Source organism: Hasllibacter sp. MH4015 (assembly GCF_020177575.1).
Classification (GTDB): Bacteria; Pseudomonadota; Alphaproteobacteria; order Rhodobacterales; family Rhodobacteraceae; genus Gymnodinialimonas.
The window spans coordinates 883,371-901,877 of record NZ_JAHTBK010000001.1 but is presented as its reverse complement, the minus strand read 5'-3'; the positions used below and the strand labels follow the sequence as shown (position 1 = coordinate 901,877).

The following is an 18,507-nucleotide window of genomic DNA, read 5'->3' as shown; positions in this document are numbered from 1 at the left end:
CGCTGTCAGTCGCCCTCGGCCAGGATCTGTGCGAACAGGCGCGCGTCGACATTGCCGCCGGAGAGCGTGGCGATCACCGGTCCCTCTTCCAGCGCGTCTCCGTGGAATAGCGCCGCCGCGAGCGCCACCGCGCCGCCGGGTTCCACCACCAGTTTCAGGCGTGCGAAGGCATGGCGCATCGCCGCCTTGACCTCCGCGTCCGTCACGACGAGGCCCGGGCCGCAATGGGTCTGCATCATCGGGAACGTGATCTCGCCCGGGGCGCGGGTCAGGACCGCGTCGCATAGCCCGACCTCGGGGCCGTTATTCGTCACGATCCCGCCCGAGGCGAGGGAGCGGGCGACGTCGTCAAACCCCTCCGGCTCCACCGGACGCACCTGCATGTCGGGCGCAAGGGCCGCCAGCGCCGTCGCGATGCCCGATGTCAGGCCGCCGCCACCGCAGCAGGTCAGGACCGTCGCGCGCTCCACACCCGCCTCCGCCGCCTGCTCCGCAATCTCCAGCCCGCAGGTCCCCTGCCCCGCGATCACCATCGGCTCGTCGAAGGGGCGGATCAGGGTCAGGCCCCGTTGCCGCTGGATGTCCTGCCCGATCTCCTCCCGGCTTTCGCCGCCCGCCCGGTCATAGAGCACCACTTCGGCCCCCATAGCGCTTGTATTGGCGATCTTCAGCGCGGGCGCGTCGGACGGCATCAAGATCACGGCAGGCACCCCGAAGAGCTCCGCCGCGCGCGCCACGCCTTGGGCGTGGTTGCCCGAGGAATAGGCGATCACACCTTCGGCGCGCGTGGCGGGGTCGAGGGCCGATAGCGCCGACCAGCCGCCCCGGAACTTGAACGATCCCGTGTGCTGCAACACTTCCGCCTTCAGGAACACGGGCCGCCCCGCGATCTCGTCCAGGAAGGGTGAGGACAGAAGCGGCGTGCGCCGCACCACGCCTTCCGCCCGCGCAGCGGAGGCCCGGATATCGTCGATCCCGATCATGCCACGCGCTCCAGCACCGCGTCGATGACCGCGCGCGCCCCCGGCTCGTCCAGGAACGGCACATGGCCCCGGTCGCCCAGTTCCACGAACGCCATGTCCGGCCTGCGGCGGCGCATCTCGGCCGCCGTTTCTGCGGACAGGATGTTGGATTGCGCGCCCCGGATCAGGCCAAGCGGCAGCCCGTCCAGCGCATCGAAAAGCGGCCAGAGGTCCGGCGCGACGGCGTCGGGCGCAAAGGCCGGGGCCACGGCGTCGCGCAATTTCGGGTCGTAGCGCAGGTGCAGCTTGCCGCCCTCCTCCCGCCAGATCCGGCGCACGAGGTCCGCCCATTGGCGCGGGGCCACGTTGCGGAAGACACCGTCGTAGAGCACCGGCATCGCGGCGGCGGCCTCCGCGAGGGAGGAGAACTGGGGCGGCTTGCCGAGGTAATCCATGATGTTGGACAGGCCCGCCCCCATGACCTCCGGCCCGATATCGTTGAAAATCACGCCCGCCAGCCGCGCGCGTCCCATGGCCGCCAGCATCAGCGCCACCAACCCGCCGCGCGAGGTGCCGAGGATCACCACACGCTCCAGTCCCAGATGGTCCAGGAGCGCGATCACATCGCGCGCCTCCTGCATCGGCGTATAGGTGGCGGGATCGGCGAAATCCGACGCGCCACGCCCGCGAAAATCCATCCGGATGACCCGCACGTGCCCCCCGTAATGCTCCAGCACCGGCTCGAAATCTTCCATGTTCCGGGTCAGGCCGGGCAGGCAGAGGAGCGGCGTGCCCTGCCCCGCATCGTCATAGGCCAGCCGGACATTGTCTTCCGCCGTCACGAAGTCCATCACACCACTCCTGCCAAGACCGGCACCCCGGTCAGATCATCCGCCACCCGCCCGGGCCGTCCGCTCAACCGGTCCATCGGTTCCCCCGCCCGGTTCACCCATAACGTGTCGAAGCCGTAGGCTGCCCCGAAGGCCGCGTCCCACCCGTTGGAGGATACGAAGAGGACCTCTTCCCGTGTGCAACCGAACCGCGCGCCCACCATGTCGTAGACCCGGGCATCGGGTTTGAAGACACCGACATCCTCCACGCTCAGCACCGCGTCGAGCAGCGGGGAAATCCCGGCGCTTTCCACGGCGCCTTTCAGCATTTCGGGCGAGCCATTGGACAGGATCGCCGTCTGCAACCCCGCCCCCTTTAGCGCCGCCAACATCTCGGGCACTTCTGGGTAGGCGTCCAACGTCCAATAAAGCCCCAACAACGCCTCGCGCAAATCCGGCTCCGCCATGGCGGCTCGGTCCAGCGCCCAGTCCAGCGCGTCACATGTCACCTGCCAGAAATCACAATGGTCGCCCGCCACGGCGCGCAGCCAGGAATAGCTCAATTGCTTGACCCGCCAATCGGCCGCCACCTGCTGCCAGACCGACGCAAACGCCTCCCGCCCCGGCTCGGCGGCCAGCGCGCGCGCCGCTGCCGCCACATCGAACAACGTGCCATAGGCGTCGAACACGCAGACCTTGATCCCGGACATCGCAACCCCTCCCTGGCCTGGACATTTTCACGCGCCCCCGCCCCGCGCAACGCCTCTCTCCTTCCATGTGCCGGAAATATCCCGGGGGGGAGTCCGCAAGGACGGGGGGCAGCGCCCCCCCACATACAAAAAGGGAATGCCGCGTCAGCGGCGCCGCCGGATCAGAGGTTTTCCGGCTGCGGCATGCTGAGCACGTGGAACCCGCCATCCACCGTCACGATCTCTCCGGTCGTGCAGGCCCCGTAATCGGAGGCGAGGTAGACCGCCGTGCCGCCCACCGCCTCCAGCGTCGCATTGGCGCGCATCGGGGCATTGGCCTCCGTCGTCTTGAAGGTCTTGCGCGCGCCCCCGATGGCCGCGCCTGCCAGGGTCTTCATCGGACCAGGCGAGATCGCATTCACGCGGATCCCCTGGGGGCCCAGATCGTTCGCCAGGTAGCGAACGGAGGATTCCAGCGCCGCCTTGGCCACGCCCATGACGTTGTAGAACGGCGTCACCCGGTTCGAGCCCTGGTAGGTCAGGGTCAGCAGCGTGCCGCCATCGGGCATCAACTCCGCCGCGCGGCGCGCCACGTCGATGAAGGAATAGCACGAGATCGTCAGCGAATTCTGGAAATTGGCCCGCGTCGTGTTGGTGAAGCGACCCGTCAGCTCGGTCTTGTCGGAATAGGCGATCGCGTGGACCACGAAATCAAGCGACCCCCACGCCTCCTTCAACCTCGCGAAACACGCATCCATCGAGGCATCGTCGTTGACGTCCACGTCCACCAGAAGGTCGGAGCCGAGCGAGGCTGCCAAAGGCTCAACCCGCTTGCCGAATGCCTCGCCTTGGTGGGAAAAGGCAAGCTCCGCCCCTTCGCCAGCCAACGCCTTGGCAATCCCCCAGGCAATCGAACGGTCATTGGCGACCCCCATCACGAGGCCGCGTTTGCCCTTCATCAAATCAGCCATTTTGAAAACTCACTTCTGAAATCGGCTCAGGATCATGGACCCGTTGGTCCCGCCAAAGCCAAAGGAATTCGTCATGACGCTGTCGAGGCCCGCATCGGCCCGGAAGTCGGTCGCGATCTCGCCCGCGTCGAGCGCGGGGTCGAGGGTTTCGACATTGATCGACGGGGTGATGAAATCGCCCTCCAGCATCAGCAGGCAAAACGCCGCCTCCAGGGCACCCGCCGCGCCCTGTGCGTGGCCGGTCATGCTCTTCGTCGAGGAAATCGGGGGCGTGGTGCCCTGGCCAAAGACCCGGCGCACGGCCTCGACCTCGCCCACATCGCCCACCGGGGTCGAGGTGCCGTGGGCGTTGATGTAGCTGACCTTTCGGCCCTCTGGCAGGGTTTGCAGGGCCAGCCGCATCGCGCGTTCCCCACCCTCGCCGGAAGGCGCGACCATGTCGTGGCCGTCGGACGTGGCCGCAAAGCCCGTCACCTCAGCGTAGATCTTCGCACCCCGCGCCACCGCGCGCTCCATCTCCTCCAGCACCAAAATGGCCCCGCCGCCGCCGATCACGAACCCGTCGCGATCCGCATCGAACGCGCGGGAGGCTTTCTCGGGCGTGTCGTTATACTTCGACGACATTGCCCCCATCGCGTCGAAGAGGCACGACAGCGTCCAATCCAGCTCCTCCGCTCCGCCCGCGAACATCACGTCCTGCTTGCCCATCATGATCTGTTCCGCCGCGTTGCCGATGCAATGCAGCGACGTCGAGCAGGCCGAGGTGATGGAATAATTGATGCCTTTGATCTTGTAGGCGGTCGCCAGATTGGCGGAGATCGTGGACGACATGCATTTCGGCACCGCGAAGGGCCCGATCCGCTTGGTCGCGCCCGTTTTCAGCACCGTCTGATGTGCTGCGAACATGGCGGATGTCGACGGCCCGCCGGACCCGGCGACCAGCCCCGTGCGTTCATTGACCACGTCGTCCTCGCCCAATCCCGCATCGGCAATCGCTTGCCCCATCGCGATATGGGCATAGGCCGCGCCCGGCCCCATGAACCGAAGCGCGCGCTTGTCCACATGCTCGGCCACGTCGATCTTGAGCGTCCCCGCGATCTGGCTACGAAACCCGTGCTCGGCCATCTCGGGCGACGCCTCGATCCCGGAGCGACCGGCCTTCAGGCTTTCCGTCACCTCGTCGGCGGTGTTTCCGATGGGGGACACGATCCCCAGGCCCGTGACGACAACTCGGCGCATATACGCACTCCCTTAACCTTTCACGGTATCTAGGCGCTCCGCCCCCCACCGCGCAACCAATTAGGCTATGCGGCCGCGGCAGAAGAAACTGTGGGCCCGCCTGTTCGATTTTACCCAGTCGTGCATGGCAGAGTCTGACGCAGCCGGCGCTCAGCTCTCGCTCAGGGCCACCTTCATGTCCTTGACCTCGTAGATCACCTCGCCGTCGGCCTCCACGATGCCGTCGGCCACACCCATCGTCAGCCGCCGGGTCTGGATCGCCTTGGTGAAGTCGATCTTGTAGGTCAGCATCTTGCGGTCGGGGCGCACCATGCCCTTGAGCTTCACCTCACCCACGCCCAGTGCATAGCCACGGCCCGTCCAGCCGCGCCAGCCAAGGTTGAAGCCTGTCAATTGCCACAGGCCATCGAGGCCGAGGCATCCGGGCATGATCGGGTTGCCGGGGAAGTGGCACTCGAAGAACCACAAGTCGGGCGTGATGTCGAATTCGGCCAGCACATGTCCCTTGCCATGGGCGCCGCCGTCACCGGAAATGTCGGTTATCCGGTCCATCATCAGCATCGGTGGCTCGGGCAATTGTGCGTTTCCGGGACCGAAAAGCTCGCCCCGCGCGCATTTCAGCAGATCGTCGCGATCGAAACTGGTTGGGTAGTCGGCCATGGAAATCTGTCCCCGCTCGTTGCCTTTGTGCCGTCTTCGGCTTGCCTTGGGTCTACCATTGCGTGCTTTTGCGGCGCAAGGCATGGGCCATGTGGGCCCCGGACCCCCGTGACACATGGGCAATTGCAATGCACACGCAATAGGCCATATATGGGAAAGACCTTGTAGAAAGCCCGGGAAAATGACCCCCGAAGCCCTCGAACGTTCCCAATCCTGGCTTGGCCAGGCCGAACTGCGCCCCACGCGTCAGCGCCTTGCATTGGCCGCTTTGCTGGTGGGCGACGGGCAGGACCGGCATGTGACAGCCGAAGGCCTGCACGAAGCCGTGCTTGGCACCGGGGACAAGGTGTCCCTGGCCACCGTCTACAACACCTTGCGCGCGTTTTGCGATGCCGGGCTGATGCAGGAGGTCACGGTCGATGGCTCGCGCAGCTATTTCGACACCAATGTCGATGATCACCCGCATTTCTACATGGAAGAAAGCAGCGCGCTGTGTGACGCACCGGCGTCCGAGCTTCAGATCAAGGCCCTGCCATCGGTCCCCGAAGGCTACGAGATCGCAAAGGTCGATGTAGTGATCCGGCTGCGCAAAAAGGACTGATGCGCCGCGCAAGAATTGGCCTGTTCGCTGCGATTTACACGATCTGCGCCGTTTTCTTCGCCGTCGCCTTCTTTGATCGCTACTGGCGTCACCGCGATTGCTTCAACGATCTGGGGCGCTGCTTTGTCTCCGCCGAGGACGGCGTTTACACCACGTCCGCCTTTGTCTGGGCGCCCATGGCGATCCTCTGCGCGCTGCTGGCGATCTTCGCGCTTTGGCGGTTTTTCCGGGCGCGACGGATCGCGGGTTAGAGCAAGGGTCGCGCCCAAATTCCGGGCATTGGCGTTTCGCCCTAGCCATCGGGGCCAAAACCCCCTAAGCGCCGCATCAAATCCGTACCTCACCAAAGGCCATCTCCCATGGACCTCCGCAATATCGCGATCATCGCGCACGTTGACCACGGCAAGACCACGCTGGTGGACGAGCTTCTGAAGCAATCCGGCGCGTTCCGCGAGAACCAGGCCGTGGCTGAGCGGGCCATGGACAGCAACGACCTGGAACGCGAACGCGGGATCACGATTTTCGCCAAGCCCACCTCGCTGGAATGGAAGGGCACGCGGATCAACATCGTGGACACACCCGGCCACGCCGATTTCGGTGGAGAGGTGGAGCGCATCCTGTCCATGGTCGATGGTGTTGTCCTGCTGGTGGATGCCGCCGAAGGCCCGATGCCGCAAACGAAATTCGTGACGTCGAAGGCCTTGGCCCTTGGCCTGCGCCCCATCGTGGTGCTGAACAAGGTCGATAAGCCAGATGCGGAACCCGACCGCGCGTTGGACGAGGTGTTCGACCTCTTCGCCAACCTCGACGCGACCGAAGATCAGCTTGATTTCCCGCATATGTACGCCTCTGGCCGGTCCGGTTGGGCGGATCACGATCTGGACGGCCCGCGCAAGGACCTCAGCGCGCTCTTCAACCTCATCGTGCGCCACGTGCCGGAGCCCAAGCAGATCAAGCGTCAGGACGATGATTTCCGCATGCTCGCCACGACGCTGGGGGCGGACCCGTTCGTGGGGCGGCTTCTGACGGGGCGCGTCGAATCCGGTCGCCTCAAGGTCGGGCAGACAGTGCAGTCGATCAGCCGCCTGGGGGAGAAGATCGAACAATTCCGCGTCACCCGCATCCAGGCCTTCCGCGGCCTCGCGCAGCAGGACATTGAGGAGGCGCTGGCAGGCGACATCGTATCGCTTGCGGGCATGGCGAAATCCACCGTTGCCGACACGATCTGCGCGCTCGCCGTGGATGAACCGCTGGAAGCGCAACCCATTGACCCGCCGACCATCACCGTCACCTTCGGCATCAACGACAGCCCGCTTGCGGGCCGCGACGGCAAGAAGGTGCAATCCCGCGTCATCCGCGAGCGCCTGATGAAGGAAGCGGAATCGAACGTCGCCATCAAGATCGCCGACACGCCCGGCGGAGAGGCATTCGAAGTCTCGGGCCGGGGCGAATTGCAGATGGGTGTCCTGATCGAGAACATGCGGAGGGAAGGGTTCGAACTCTCCATCTCCCGCCCGCAGGTCATCATGCGTGAAGACGGCGACACGACGCTGGAGCCGGTGGAGGAAGTCACCATCGACGTGGATGACGATTATTCCGGCGCGGTGATCGAGAAGCTGACCGGCTCCCGCAAGGGGGACCTGGTGGAAATGAAGCCGGCCGGCGCGGGCAAAACCCGGATCATCGCCCGTGTGCCGTCGCGCGGTCTGATCGGCTATCACGGCGAATTCCTGACCGATACGCGTGGCACGGGCGTCCTGAACCGCGTTTTCCACGAATGGGCCCCCTATAAGGGTGCGATCCCGGGCCGCCGTCAGGGTGTCCTGATCTCCATGGAAAACGGCACCTCGGTGGCCTTCGCCCTGTGGAACCTGGAAGATCGCGGCAAGATGTTCATCGGCGCCCAGGCCCCCGTCTATACCGGCATGATCATCGGCGAGCATTCCCGCGACAATGACCTGGAAGTGAACCCGCTCAAGGGCAAGAAGCTGACAAACGTGCGCGCCAGCGGCACGGATGAGGCGGTGAAGCTGACCACGCCCGTCACCATGTCGCTGGAACAGGCCATCGCCTATATCGACGATGATGAGCTGGTCGAAGTCACGCCCAATGCCATCCGCCTGCGTAAGCGATACCTCGACCCGCACGAGCGCAAGCGCCAGTCCCGCGCCAGCGCGTAAGGGAACCATCGGGCCACCTTCGCGTTATGCGTGTAAGGAGGTGGCCCATGATTGCCCCATTCACGAGTGTCAAGAATTCCACGTTGCAGGCCAAGGCCGGCACATTCGGTATCAACGATCTGATGTTCGATCCCGACAGCCTGGCGGTCGAATATGCCGTGCTCGAAGGGGGCGGTTGGGTCACGAACACCGACGTGCTCGTCCATGCCAAGCGCCTGCGGGCTTTCGACGAAGGAACGCGCACCTGGACCGCCGATGTCAGCGAAGGTGATCTGGCCAACGCGCCGCGCCTCGGCTCGGATAACGTGGTTGATCTCAGCGCGCTGCCGCCCGTGATCGTGGGCCCGTTCGGCATGACCTATTCGCCGATCCTGATGGCCGCGCAATTCCTTGGCTACCCGGTGACGAAGGATCGCCCAACGCGGGACGCCGTCGATCAGCTGGACAGGATGAGCGATTGGCTCGGCTCCGTCGTGTTCAACGGGGAAGGCCCCATCGCGCGCATCGTCGATCTGTTCGTGGATGCCGAGACGATGCGCCTGACCGAAGTGGAATTCGCCATGGGGGCGGAGAAATACGTGCTCCCCGTCACGGCGATCCGCACCTTCGTGCGCGGCGACGGATACGCAATCTGCGACCTGACGGAAGCGGAGATCGAGCAGGGCTTCACAGCAGCCGAACCCGGCCCCGCCCTGCCCAAGATGCCCAAGGAACGCTGGGTGCAAACGGCGGCCTGAGCCGCCTATTGCGTCACGCCTGAGAGGGGCCGCCGAACAGGTGATCCATGGTGAGCGATGGCTGGTCGCACCCGGCCTCCCCCACGATTTTGGCCGGCACGCCGGCCACGGTCTTGCACGGCGGCACCTCGGCCAGAACGACCGACCCCGCCGCGATGCGGGAACAATGGCCGATCTCGATATTTCCGAGCACTTTTGCACCCGCCCCGATCAGCACACCGTCGCCGATTTTCGGGTGGCGGTCTTCCTCCTCCTTACCGGTGCCGCCCAACGTAACGGAATGCAGCATGGAGACGTTGTCACCCACCACCGCCGTCTCACCGATGACGATGGAATGGGCGTGGTCGATCATGATGCCCTGACCCACCCGCGCCGCTGGATGGATGTCGACGCCGAACACCTCCGACACGCGCATCTGAATGAAGTAGGACAGATCCTTGCGCCCCTGCCGCCACAGCCAATGGCCGACCCGATAGGCGGTCACGGCCTGGAAGCCCTTGAAAAACAACAAGGGTTGCAGGAAGCGATGGCAGGCCGGGTCGCGGTCATAGACGGCCACGATGTCCGCGCGCGCCTGTGCACCGAGCATCGGGTCCGACGCGAAAGCCTCATCCGCGATCTCGCGCAGAAGCTGCTCCGACATCTCGGACGATGCGAGCTTTTGCGCCACGCGATACGCCAATGCCTTTTCGAGGGAGGGATGGTGGAGGATGCAGGCATGGACCAGCCCGCCCAGCAACGGTTCGTCGCGGACGGCATCCTGTGCCTCGTCGGTGATCCGGCGCCAGACCGGATCCAGTTCACTCACATTTTCCTGGGTGCGTGCCATCTGCATCGCCTCCTCTGCCTGCCGTCGCCGAGAAGATACGGCAGCGTCAGGCAAAGGTCCATGCAATCGAACGTGAGGGATGTCAGCTCAGCTGACAGATGCCGAACCGGGGATCAGACCGGATCGGGCAGGCTCAATTCGGCGTAATGGGCGACGAGGCGGATCGTCCCGCCCGCGAAATTGCCGCCCTGCGCCGTGATCTCCAATGCCGTGGGCGACCAGTAGACCTGCGGCGCGCCGGGGCCGTTGACCCAGGAATTCAACCCGACGCCGAGGCCGGAGCCATAGCGTTGCAGATCGCCCGCCACGCCCAGATCCCACGTCGTCGCCGCCCCTGTTATCGCGGCAGTGACACGGCCCGTCACGCCGAATGCAATCGCACGGGCGGGGAAGAGGATCGGCGTGGTGACGGACGCCCCGGCGGTCAGGGTCACGTCGAATTCCACCGATTTCATGTTGAGCGAGGCATTGCCGGGGCTGAGCGTGGTGGCACCAAGCCGCCAACCGGCCCCGTCGAACGTCGCCTCCATCCCCTGATCCAGCACCATCGCGCGCCAGCCGCGATGGGGGGCGACGAAAATCCAGCCCCCGCCCGACGCGATGGCCACGTTCCCGTCCTGCGCAGCCCAGGCGTTTACCGCGCCGTTGGGCACACCATAGGCGCGGCCCGCAAGTGCGGCGGGCGGCGTGGTCTCCGTGACCGATTGCAGGCGCAGTTGCGCCAGACCGTCCAGACGCATCAACGCCTCGTTCACGGTCACATGCTTCTGCGCCTGTGCCGGGGCCAGAAGCGGAAGGGTGAGCTCGGGTGTCTCAGTCATTGATCTCTATCCTTGCAAATGGCCCCGCCCCGAACCGTTCGGAGACTTGGGCAACCTCGATCGCGTAGTCGGTCTGCGTGCCGTCGCTGGCGCGCATGGCGTCGGTGTAGGTGAAGGCGGGGGATGTCAGGATCTCCTCCCGCCGGATCGCGCCGGTGTCGGAGATGCGCAGGACATATTGCTCCGATGCCTCTCCCAGGGGCACGTCCACGCCGTCCCAATTGTCGGCATCCACGCGGGACCGCCTGATCCAGCTGACGTCCCGCGCCGCGCCGTCGCGGGGCGCGCGCAGGTGGACCGGAGAATATGGGCGCAGGCCAATACCTTGGAACGCCAACACATTTTCGACGTAGCTTGCATCGTCGACCGAGCGCCGCGATGGCCCGACGCGCCAATGGCGCACCAGCCCGCGGGCGGAGCTTGGCAGATCGACCTGCCCCACCGCCGCATCCAGCAACACGAAAAGCGTGCCTTCCGGCCAGACATCGGGCATCACCGCGTCCGTGCCTTGCTGGCCCCGCAGGCGCATCCCGATCTCCCACGTCTCCGCGGCGACGAGGGTGGCCTCAGTGAACTGGATCACCTCCCATATGTCGTCCTGCCCCGATCCGATGGCCGCGGCATTGGCGCCTGCCAGAACGGCGGACATCTCGGCCGACGACAGCGCGCCGGTCTCCAAGCGTATTTTCAGCACCCCGGCCCGGTCCCACAGGCCAGAGGGCTGTGCCACCAAGGGCTCCTCCAGCGTACCGATGATCGCAGGCTGATCCACCAGCTTGTTGAGCGTGAAGCCATCGGCGCCGGGCGCGGAATAGACGGCGGCGGAGCCGGGCCAGGGATCGGCGGCCACGGCCAGATGCGGGGCGTGTTCCACCTCGTCCCCGGTCAGAAGCGGCAGGTCCATGAAGACGGGCGTGACCGGCAGGGGTGGCACGAACGCCTCCACGGCCACGACCTCCTCCACCTCGTCGGAGGGGATGGAGGTCGAGGGTTCCACGCGCACCGCCTCCACCTGTCGGAAGCCGCGATCTTCCACCCGGTCGATGCGCCAGGTATGGCCATCCTCGGTGGCGACCATGGCACCGGCCCCGATGGCGCGGCGCGACGGCGGCAGGGCGAAGCGCAACGTGTCCTGCGCCACCCGCCCATCGGCGAGCCAGCGTTCCGCCATCCCCTGCCCCTCGGCCCGCGTCAGGGCCAACGGCAGGTCCACATCGTTGACCTGATCGGCCCCGTCGCCGGGATGGATCGCTTCGGCCACCTTGTCGTCATAGAGCCCCTCCGCCTCGGTATATCCGATGCGCAGGCGGCCCACGGTTTCCGCCTCGGGCGCGCGGATGCGCGTGAGGCCGCCTTCACCATCGTCATCGCGCGCCGTGAGCGGCGCTTCGATCACCGTCTCGGGCAGGTCGGGGATGGGCAGGAAGATGATCTTGCCGTCCCGCTCCACCGCGTTGAACCCATAGGCGAGCATCAGCGGTTGCAGTCGCGCCCGCGCACTTTGCGTCTGGGCGGAGACGTGGCCGCGCACCAATCCGTAAAGGGCGGAGACGTCGTAGTCGGTGATGCCCGCTTCTTCGCAAATCTCGGCCACGACAAGGTCGAGCGGCTGCGCTTCCAGCCGACCGGTCATCCAGTGGCCCTTGTGCCAATTGCCACCATCCGACCAGCGGCTGCGGTCATTTGGAAAGGCGGGCCAGGGCCGCGCATCCCACGCCCAGGCATGGGCGCGACCGAGGTCCAGCATCGGGCCATCATATTGATCGGATTGGGGATTTCGCCCCTCCTCCGCCCAGTAATCCAGCGTCGCGCGCAGATATTGCGCCTGGATCAGGTCGTCGCGCCGCCCGTTGGAGAAATGCGGCACATCGCTTTCGGAGGATTTCGGATCAAGGAACTTGTTGGGCTCGTTGGAGCCCTTGTCGATCGCCGCGCAGCCGAATTCATCCGACCAGGCCAAATCGAATTGCGGGCCGCGCAAAGCCTCCGGGTCATTGGCCGAATACAGCCGCGCTTCCGCCCCGTTGGGCCAAACCAGCATGCGCTCGCCTGCCACCCAGCGCGGTACGCGGTCGGGCGGAGAGCAGGCGATCAGCCCGCTCTCCCCTTTCACCATCACGGCCAGCGCCTGGTCATAGGTTTCGCCGACCAGGGCCACCCGCTTGGCCCGACCGGGTGCGTCCGGCGAGGGTCCCTCCACCATCGACCGCACCCATTCGGCCCCGGCACGCGTCTTGCCCGCGCCCCGTCCCCCCAGAACCACCCAGGTCCGCCAATCGCCTTCGGGCGGCAATTGATGCGGGAGCGCCCAGAATTCAAAGAGCCATGGCAGGGCCGCAAGGGCCGCGTCACTCAGGCTCTCCAGGAACGCCGCTTCCGTCTTCGTGTCCGCGCAGGCAAGCCAGGCGGAGCCCGATTTCAGTGCGTGCGGCGGCAAGGTCAAGCTGTCCTGCGCCGGTTTCCCCAAACCGTTTGCATCCTGCGACACGGGCCTTCTCCCTCATTTCCATCGTGTGAATGAACGCGGCATTCATCTGCCGCACGCATTTCATCACGTCGCCTTCGCCGGCATCGGGCATGGTTTCCAGCTGCGAGCAGCTGTCATTCAACACCCGAACCGCACGATCAAATGCATCCCGCGCCTCGGTCACCAGAACCTCGGCGCGATCTGCTTGCAGATCGTCGTTCTCAATCGTCTTGCTCATCTCGGTCTACCTCGCGTCCATGAAATCACTCTCAGGCACGAGCAGCATGTGGCGTTCCGACTTTTCCGTGCCGCCACGGTCCGGGCTGCCACCCGGATCTGGCATTCAGGCACAAAAAAACGACCCGAGGGGCGTGATCCCCAGGCCGTTGACCCACATCTTCCAGCGTGCCTAAAGAGGTGCCATGGACCGTTCGATGGGTCAAGAAGTTTTGCGTTTTCAATTGGTTAACGTGGGCACCGCGCGCTAACCGGATATTAACCAGACCGCCTTTAACGCCGGGTTTTCAACGTGTTGAGCCCGGTTGGATCGCCCGCCAGCCACCGCGCGCCGCGCGGATATCGTTGCTTAATCCGCGTCGCCGAGCCGACCGGCAAAGGGCGAGACACGCAAATTCTCTCTGGATCGGTCTCCCAACCGCCTCCGGACTATTCCGAATTTGCCCGTTCCGCCTCGATCTCGCGCCAGCGCGCGACGTTCCGGTTATGCTCTTCCAGCGTCACTGCAAAGGCGTGACCCCCGGTGCCATCCGCCACGAAGAAGATGAAATCGGTGCTGTCGGGGTTCAGCGCGGCCTCAATGGCCGCCTGGCCGGGATTGGCGATGGGCGTGGGCGGCAGGCCGTCGATCACGTAGGTGTTCCACGGCGTCTCCTCCCGCAGCTCGGACCGGCGCAGGCCCCGGCCAAGGATACCGCGCCCATTGGTGACGCCATAGATCACCGTGGGGTCGGTTTGCAGGCGCATTCCCTGGTTCAGGCGGTTGGTGAAGACGCTGGCGACGCGGCCCCGCTCCTCGGGAACGGAGGTTTCCTTTTCGATGATGGAGGCAAGGATCAGCGCCTCCTCCGGGGTCGAAATCGGCAGATCGGCGGCGCGGTTGTCCCAGGCCTCGGCAAGGATGCGCTCCTGCGCCGCGCTCATCTCCGCCAGCAATTCAAGGCGGTCCTCCCCGCGGGCGACTTCTATCGTCGCGGGCGCAAGGGTGCCTTCGGGCGGAATGTCGGGCACCTCGCCCTCCAGGAAGTCGGCGGCGAGAAGCCCTTGGACAACCTGCCAGCTCGTCAACCCTTCGGGGATCACCAGCCGGTATTGCATCGGCGCGCCGCTTTCCACGAGGGCCGCATATTCCGGTGCCACGCCATCCTCGTAGGCGAAGCGCGCAAGCTCCTCCACCTCGCCGCTGGTGGGGTTGCGTTCGGCCAGGCGCAGCTCTCCGGTGCCGGAATTACGCAAGACGTATGTGGCGCGGTAGCGGAAGGACGATGGGCCACCGGCGGTGACGATGTCGAGGACCTGTTCCATCGACGCGCCCGCGGGGATCTCGTAATTGCCGAAGCGCAGATCGCCCGCCCGGTCGGCGGTGCGGGTGCCCACGCGGAACACGGCCGCCGACTGGATCACGCCCGCTTCCTCAAGGCGTTCCGAAACACGGGCCAGCGTATCGCCCTGCTCCACCTCGAAAAACGCCGCCGTCTCCAGCGGGCCCTCGGCATTCCATTGCCGCTGCCCCCAGCCCAAGGCCGCCGCGGCCGCGATCAGCGCCACGATCAGGAACGACATGCCGTTGGCCGCGATATGCTTCCACATGGGCGCTTACACCCGACCCATGATCAGGCAGGCATTGGTGCCGCCGAACCCGAAGGAATTGGACTGGACCACGTTGATCTCCCCTTCCTGCTTGGCATTGGCGCACAGGTTGATCGCGGTTTCCGCCGCGGGATTGTCGAGGTTGATCGTGGGCGGGGCCACGTTGTCGCGGATCGCAAGGATGCTGAAAATCGCCTCGATCGCGCCGGCGGCCCCCAGCAAATGGCCGGTCATCGACTTGGTGGACGACATGCGCAGATTGCCCGCGTGATCGCCCATCAGCCGCTCCACCGCGCCCAGCTCGATCGTGTCGGCCATGGTCGAGGTGCCGTGGGCGTTGACGTAATCCACCGCCGACGGCTCCAACCCCGCGCGCTTGAGCGCCGCGCGCATGGCGCGTTCCGCCCCTTCGTGATCGGGCGGCGGGGCGGTGATATGGTGGGCGTCGCCGGACAGGCCATACCCAAGCACTTCCGCATAGATCGTGGCACCGCGCGCCTTGGCGTGCTCGTATTCTTCCAGCACGACCATGCCTGCGCCTTCGCCCATGACGAAGCCGTCGCTGTCGCTGTCCCAGGGACGGCTGGCCTTCTGAGGCTCCTCCGCCCGTTTGGTACTGAGCGCCTTGCAGGCGTTGAACCCGGCAATCCCGATGGCACAGATCGGGCTTTCCGCCCCGCCCGCGATCATCACGTCGGCATCGTCCAGCATAATCAGCCGCGCCGCGTCGCCGATGGCGTGGGCGCCGGTGGAGCACGCCGTCACGACCGAGTGGTTCGGCCCTTTGAACCCGTACCGGATGGAGACCTGGCCGGAGATCAGGTTGATCAGCGCACCGGGCACGAAGAAGGGTGAGACCCGGCGGGGGCCGCGTTCATTGAGAGTGATCGACGTATCGGCGATGGACGACAAGCCACCGATCCCCGCCCCGATCAGGCACCCGGTCCGCTCCAGGCTTTCGGTGTCAGTGGGCGTCCAACCGGCATCTTCCACCGCCTGCACCGCCGCGGCCATGCCGTAGAGAATGAAATCGTCGACCTTGCGCTGCTCCTTGGGCTCCATCCACTGATCGGGATTGAAGGTCCCGTCCGTGCCGTCGCCGCGCGGCAGCTCGCACGCATAGGTGGTGCCGAAGCCCGTGGCATCGAAGCGCGTGATCGGACCCGCACCGGATTGCCCGGCCAGAAGGCGGCGCCATGTCTCTTCGACACCCGATGCCAGGGGCGTCACCAGCCCCAGACCCGTAATCACCACTCGCCGCATGTCGTGCCCCTTTCAAACGCCTCAAACGTCTTTGCGCGTTCAATTACCGGAAACGCCCACCTGGGCGCAATCCCCGTGACCGCGCGACCGGCAAGGCTTCGCGTGCCGCCCCGGCGCAAACGGAAAACGGCGCCCGGACTTCTCCGAGCGCCGTCAAACCTGTGCAAGAAGCGGCTTACTGCGCTTCTTTGATGAACTTCACCGCGTCGCCGAAGGTCTGGATCGTCTCGGCCGCGTCATCGGGGATTTCGATGCCGAATTCCTCTTCAAAGGCCATGACCAGCTCAACGGTGTCGAGCGAATCCGCGCCCAGATCGTCAATGAACGAGGCCTGCTCCGTGACCTTGTCCTCTTCCACGCTGAGGTGCTCCACAACGATCTTTTTTACGCGCTCTGCGACGTCGCTCATGATCTCATCCTTATCTTGCTCGAGGGCTGCGCCGTGCTGGCCTCCCCCCGGTTTCACTTCGTGCCGTTCCGGCCACTTGGGTGCCTCACCCGTCCTGACTGAACAGGTGGGGAAGACCGGGCCGGGGAACAAGCCCCCCGTCCATATGGCGCCGCCTATAGCATAAGTTGCGCCTATAGCAATGCCCCCCGAACGCCAATCTGACGCAGGGTAAAGCATCACTTGCCGGGTGTCACAGCATCGCCATGCCGCCGTTCACATGCATCACCGTGCCGGTCAGATACCCGGCCTGATCGCTGGCCAGAAACAGGGTCGCTGCCGCGATTTCAGCGGGTGTACCCATGCGCCCGGCGGGGATCTGGGCAAGGATCTTGCCCTTCTGGTCATCGGTCAGCTTGTCGGTCATCGCCGTCTCGATGAAGCCCGGCGCCACGCAATTCACGGTGATGCCACGGCTGGCGACCTCGTAGGCGAGGCTCTTGGACATGCCGACCATTCCGGCCTTGGAGGCGGCGTAGTTTCCCTGCCCCGGATTACCCGTGGCGCCCACCACCGACGAGATATTCACGATCCGGCCCCAGCGTGCCTTCATCATGCCGCGCAGACTGCCCCGGCAGAGCCGCATCGTGGAGGTCAGGTTCACGTCCAGCACGCTGGCCCATTCCTCGTCGGACATCCGCATGAAGAGGTTGTCGCGCGTGATGCCCGCGTTGTTGACCAGAATGTCGAGCGATCCCATCGCCGCGATCGCCTGCTTGGGCAGCGCCTCCACCGCCTCGGCATCGCTGAGGTTGCAGGGCAGGACACGGGCCCGCTCCCCCAATTCGGCGGCCAGCGCCTCCAACGGCTCGACCCGCGTGCCCGACAGGCCCACAATTGCGCCCGCCGTGTGCAGATGCCGCGCGATCTCCGCCCCGATCCCGCCCGACGCGCCGGTGATAAGCGCCGCTTTCCCTGTCAGATCGAACATTTTTTGCCGCTCCCTTATCCGTTGATTGCCGTGGCCGCCTTGGCCACATCCTCGGGCGTACCGACGGCTTGGGTCTCCATCGCCCGGTCGATGCGTTTGACCATGCCCGACAGGGCTTTGCCCGCCCCGATCTCGAAGATTTCCGTGACGCCCTGATCGGACATCCACGCCACGCTTTCGCGCCAGCGCACCCGGCCCGTGACCTGATCCACCAGGTTCTGCCGGATCGTATCGGCGGAGCTTTCGGCCCGCGCGATCACGTTGCCCACCAGCGGCACGACGGGGGATTGCATGTCCACATCCGCCAACGCGCGGGCCATTGCATCGGCGGCGGGTTGCATGAGCGCGCAATGGAACGGCGCGGAGACCGGCAGCATCAGCGCGCGTTTCGCACCGCGTTCCTTGGCCAGATCGGCGGCGCGTTCCACGGCCGCCTTGTGACCCGAAATGACGACCTGCGCCGGGTCGTTGTCATTGGCCGCTTCCACGACTTCGCCCCGTGCGGCCTCCGCCGCGATCTCCGTGACCGTGTCGAAATCCAGCCCGAGGATCGCCGCCATCGCGCCCTGCCCTGCCGGGACCGCGTCCTGCATCGCCTCGCCTCGCAAACGCAGCAGTCGCGCGGTGTCCGCAAGGCTCAACGCGCCCGCCGCGCAGAGCGCCGAATACTCGCCCAGGGAATGGCCCGCCACGTAAGATGCCGCGCCGATCTCCACCCCTTCGGCCTGCAACGCCGCCATCGCGGCCATGGATGTCGCCATCAGGGCCGGTTGCGCGTTACGGGTCAGGGTCAGGTCCTCGATCTCGCCCTCCCAGATCAGGGTGGAGAGCTTTTCGCCCAATGCATCATCCACCGCCTCGAACACCGCGCGGGCCGTCGGATAGGCGTCAGCCAGGTCGTGGCCCATGCCGATCGTCTGGGCGCCCTGGCCTGGGAAAACGAATGCTCTTGTCATGGGGCTTCCTTCGGGGTCGTTCAAACACGTCTGCTGCCTGAGCTATCGCAACCCCGCCGACCGCGCAACGCCCCGGACACACCCCGCAAACGCAAA

19 protein-coding genes are annotated in these 18,507 nt (G+C 65.6%); 4 read left to right on the top strand and 15 right to left on the bottom strand.

Annotated elements, in window-relative coordinates:
• Positions 1-5: 5 nt before the first annotated feature.
• The 6 genes from KUW62_RS04800 to fabA all read right to left on the bottom strand — a co-directional run bounded on the left by KUW62_RS04800 (position 6) and on the right by fabA (position 5,351).
• Complete coding sequence (locus KUW62_RS04800; RefSeq protein WP_224814379.1) at positions 6-983, bottom strand: threonine/serine dehydratase; 978 nt, start codon at positions 981-983, stop codon at positions 6-8.
• Complete coding sequence (locus tag KUW62_RS04795) at positions 980-1,813, bottom strand: alpha/beta fold hydrolase (RefSeq protein WP_224814378.1); 834 nt, start codon at positions 1,811-1,813, stop codon at positions 980-982. Before KUW62_RS04795 ends, KUW62_RS04800 begins: the two co-directional genes overlap by 4 nt.
• On the bottom strand, positions 1,813-2,502 hold the full coding sequence (locus KUW62_RS04790; protein WP_224814377.1) for a haloacid dehalogenase type II: 690 nt from the start codon (positions 2,500-2,502) through the stop codon (positions 1,813-1,815). Before KUW62_RS04790 ends, KUW62_RS04795 begins: the two co-directional genes overlap by 1 nt.
• Before the next feature lie 161 nt (positions 2,503-2,663).
• On the bottom strand, positions 2,664-3,452 hold the full coding sequence (locus tag KUW62_RS04785) for an enoyl-ACP reductase (protein ID WP_224814376.1): 789 nt from the start codon (positions 3,450-3,452) through the stop codon (positions 2,664-2,666).
• A 9-nt stretch (positions 3,453-3,461) separates the two neighbouring features.
• Positions 3,462-4,691 (bottom strand): beta-ketoacyl-ACP synthase II, encoded by a 1,230-nt coding sequence (locus KUW62_RS04780; protein ID WP_224814375.1) that lies wholly within the window; start codon positions 4,689-4,691, stop codon positions 3,462-3,464.
• A 150-nt stretch (positions 4,692-4,841) separates the two neighbouring features.
• On the bottom strand, positions 4,842-5,351 hold the full coding sequence (gene fabA, locus KUW62_RS04775) for a bifunctional 3-hydroxydecanoyl-ACP dehydratase/trans-2-decenoyl-ACP isomerase (protein WP_224814374.1): 510 nt from the start codon (positions 5,349-5,351) through the stop codon (positions 4,842-4,844).
• Positions 5,352-5,532: 181 nt separating this feature from the next.
• Here fabA and irrA point away from each other — a divergent pair, with 181 nt between their 5' ends.
• The 4 genes from irrA (at position 5,533) to KUW62_RS04755 (ending at position 8,869) form a co-directional block, all read left to right on the top strand.
• Complete coding sequence (gene irrA / locus KUW62_RS04770) at positions 5,533-5,952, top strand: iron response transcriptional regulator IrrA (protein WP_224814373.1); 420 nt, start codon at positions 5,533-5,535, stop codon at positions 5,950-5,952.
• Positions 5,952-6,203, top strand: coding sequence for a hypothetical protein (locus KUW62_RS04765; RefSeq protein ID WP_224814372.1), 252 nt, complete (start codon positions 5,952-5,954; stop codon positions 6,201-6,203). Before irrA ends, KUW62_RS04765 begins: the two co-directional genes overlap by 1 nt.
• A 108-nt stretch (positions 6,204-6,311) precedes the next feature.
• A complete protein-coding gene (gene typA, locus KUW62_RS04760) occupies positions 6,312-8,132 on the top strand; it encodes a translational GTPase TypA (RefSeq protein ID WP_224814371.1) in 1,821 nt (606 codons plus the stop codon).
• A 47-nt stretch (positions 8,133-8,179) separates the two neighbouring features.
• Positions 8,180-8,869 carry a hypothetical protein gene (locus KUW62_RS04755; RefSeq protein WP_224814370.1) on the top strand — a complete coding sequence of 230 codons (690 nt, stop codon included), beginning with the start codon at positions 8,180-8,182 and terminating at the stop codon, positions 8,867-8,869.
• A 13-nt stretch (positions 8,870-8,882) separates the two neighbouring features.
• Here KUW62_RS04755 and cysE read toward each other — a convergent pair whose 3' ends face one another.
• The 9 genes from cysE to fabD all read right to left on the bottom strand — a co-directional run bounded on the left by cysE (position 8,883) and on the right by fabD (position 18,411).
• Positions 8,883-9,698 (bottom strand): serine O-acetyltransferase, encoded by an 816-nt coding sequence (cysE, locus tag KUW62_RS04750; RefSeq protein ID WP_224814369.1) that lies wholly within the window; start codon positions 9,696-9,698, stop codon positions 8,883-8,885.
• Between the two features lie 113 nt (positions 9,699-9,811).
• Positions 9,812-10,519, bottom strand: coding sequence for a DUF2793 domain-containing protein (locus tag KUW62_RS04745; protein ID WP_224814368.1), 708 nt, complete (start codon positions 10,517-10,519; stop codon positions 9,812-9,814).
• Positions 10,512-12,956, bottom strand: a complete 2,445-nt coding sequence (locus tag KUW62_RS04740; RefSeq protein WP_224814367.1) for a glycoside hydrolase TIM-barrel-like domain-containing protein — start codon at positions 12,954-12,956, stop codon at positions 10,512-10,514. Before KUW62_RS04740 ends, KUW62_RS04745 begins: the two co-directional genes overlap by 8 nt.
• Entirely contained in the window at positions 12,868-13,224 is a 357-nt protein-coding gene (locus tag KUW62_RS04735) for a hypothetical protein (RefSeq protein ID WP_224814366.1), read from the bottom strand. The genes KUW62_RS04740 and KUW62_RS04735 overlap by 89 nt, the downstream gene beginning before the upstream one ends.
• Positions 13,225-13,652: 428 nt before the next feature.
• Positions 13,653-14,813 carry an endolytic transglycosylase MltG gene (gene mltG / locus KUW62_RS04730; RefSeq protein WP_224814365.1) on the bottom strand — a complete coding sequence of 387 codons (1,161 nt, stop codon included), beginning with the start codon at positions 14,811-14,813 and terminating at the stop codon, positions 13,653-13,655.
• A gap of 6 nt (positions 14,814-14,819) precedes the next feature.
• Entirely contained in the window at positions 14,820-16,076 is a 1,257-nt protein-coding gene (gene fabF, locus KUW62_RS04725; protein WP_224814364.1) for a beta-ketoacyl-ACP synthase II, read from the bottom strand.
• Between the two features lie 175 nt (positions 16,077-16,251).
• Positions 16,252-16,485, bottom strand: a complete 234-nt coding sequence (locus KUW62_RS04720; RefSeq protein WP_224814363.1) for an acyl carrier protein — start codon at positions 16,483-16,485, stop codon at positions 16,252-16,254.
• A gap of 232 nt (positions 16,486-16,717) precedes the next feature.
• Positions 16,718-17,455, bottom strand: coding sequence for a 3-oxoacyl-[acyl-carrier-protein] reductase (fabG, locus tag KUW62_RS04715; RefSeq protein WP_224814362.1), 738 nt, complete (start codon positions 17,453-17,455; stop codon positions 16,718-16,720).
• 14 nt (positions 17,456-17,469) lie between these two features.
• Positions 17,470-18,411 (bottom strand): ACP S-malonyltransferase, encoded by a 942-nt coding sequence (gene fabD, locus KUW62_RS04710; protein ID WP_224814361.1) that lies wholly within the window; start codon positions 18,409-18,411, stop codon positions 17,470-17,472.
• Between the last annotated feature and the right edge of the window lie 96 nt (positions 18,412-18,507).

Excerpts from the sequence above, each read along its gene's own strand:
- KUW62_RS04765 (WP_224814372.1), top strand. The coding sequence starts at position 5,952 with ATGCGCCGCGCAAGAATTGGCCTGTTCGCTGCGATTTACACGATCTGC.
- KUW62_RS04800 (WP_224814379.1), bottom strand. The coding sequence starts at position 983 with ATGATCGGGATCGACGATATCCGGGCCTCCGCTGCGCGGGCGGAAGGC.
- mltG (WP_224814365.1), bottom strand. The coding sequence starts at position 14,813 with ATGTGGAAGCATATCGCGGCCAACGGCATGTCGTTCCTGATCGTGGCG.
- KUW62_RS04745 (WP_224814368.1), bottom strand. The coding sequence starts at position 10,519 with ATGACTGAGACACCCGAGCTCACCCTTCCGCTTCTGGCCCCGGCACAG.
- KUW62_RS04790 (WP_224814377.1), bottom strand. The coding sequence starts at position 2,502 with ATGTCCGGGATCAAGGTCTGCGTGTTCGACGCCTATGGCACGTTGTTC.
- KUW62_RS04795 (WP_224814378.1), bottom strand. The coding sequence starts at position 1,813 with ATGGACTTCGTGACGGCGGAAGACAATGTCCGGCTGGCCTATGACGAT.
- KUW62_RS04720 (WP_224814363.1), bottom strand. The coding sequence starts at position 16,485 with ATGAGCGACGTCGCAGAGCGCGTAAAAAAGATCGTTGTGGAGCACCTC.
- KUW62_RS04785 (WP_224814376.1), bottom strand. The coding sequence starts at position 3,452 with ATGGCTGATTTGATGAAGGGCAAACGCGGCCTCGTGATGGGGGTCGCC.
- fabG (WP_224814362.1), bottom strand. The coding sequence starts at position 17,455 with ATGTTCGATCTGACAGGGAAAGCGGCGCTTATCACCGGCGCGTCGGGC.
- typA (WP_224814371.1), top strand. The coding sequence starts at position 6,312 with ATGGACCTCCGCAATATCGCGATCATCGCGCACGTTGACCACGGCAAG.
- KUW62_RS04735 (WP_224814366.1), bottom strand. The coding sequence starts at position 13,224 with ATGAGCAAGACGATTGAGAACGACGATCTGCAAGCAGATCGCGCCGAG.
- fabA (WP_224814374.1), bottom strand. The coding sequence starts at position 5,351 with ATGGCCGACTACCCAACCAGTTTCGATCGCGACGATCTGCTGAAATGC.
- irrA (WP_224814373.1), top strand. The coding sequence starts at position 5,533 with ATGACCCCCGAAGCCCTCGAACGTTCCCAATCCTGGCTTGGCCAGGCC.
- fabF (WP_224814364.1), bottom strand. The coding sequence starts at position 16,076 with ATGCGGCGAGTGGTGATTACGGGTCTGGGGCTGGTGACGCCCCTGGCA.
- KUW62_RS04780 (WP_224814375.1), bottom strand. The coding sequence starts at position 4,691 with ATGCGCCGAGTTGTCGTCACGGGCCTGGGGATCGTGTCCCCCATCGGA.
- KUW62_RS04755 (WP_224814370.1), top strand. The coding sequence starts at position 8,180 with ATGATTGCCCCATTCACGAGTGTCAAGAATTCCACGTTGCAGGCCAAG.
- cysE (WP_224814369.1), bottom strand. The coding sequence starts at position 9,698 with ATGGCACGCACCCAGGAAAATGTGAGTGAACTGGATCCGGTCTGGCGC.
- fabD (WP_224814361.1), bottom strand. The coding sequence starts at position 18,411 with ATGACAAGAGCATTCGTTTTCCCAGGCCAGGGCGCCCAGACGATCGGC.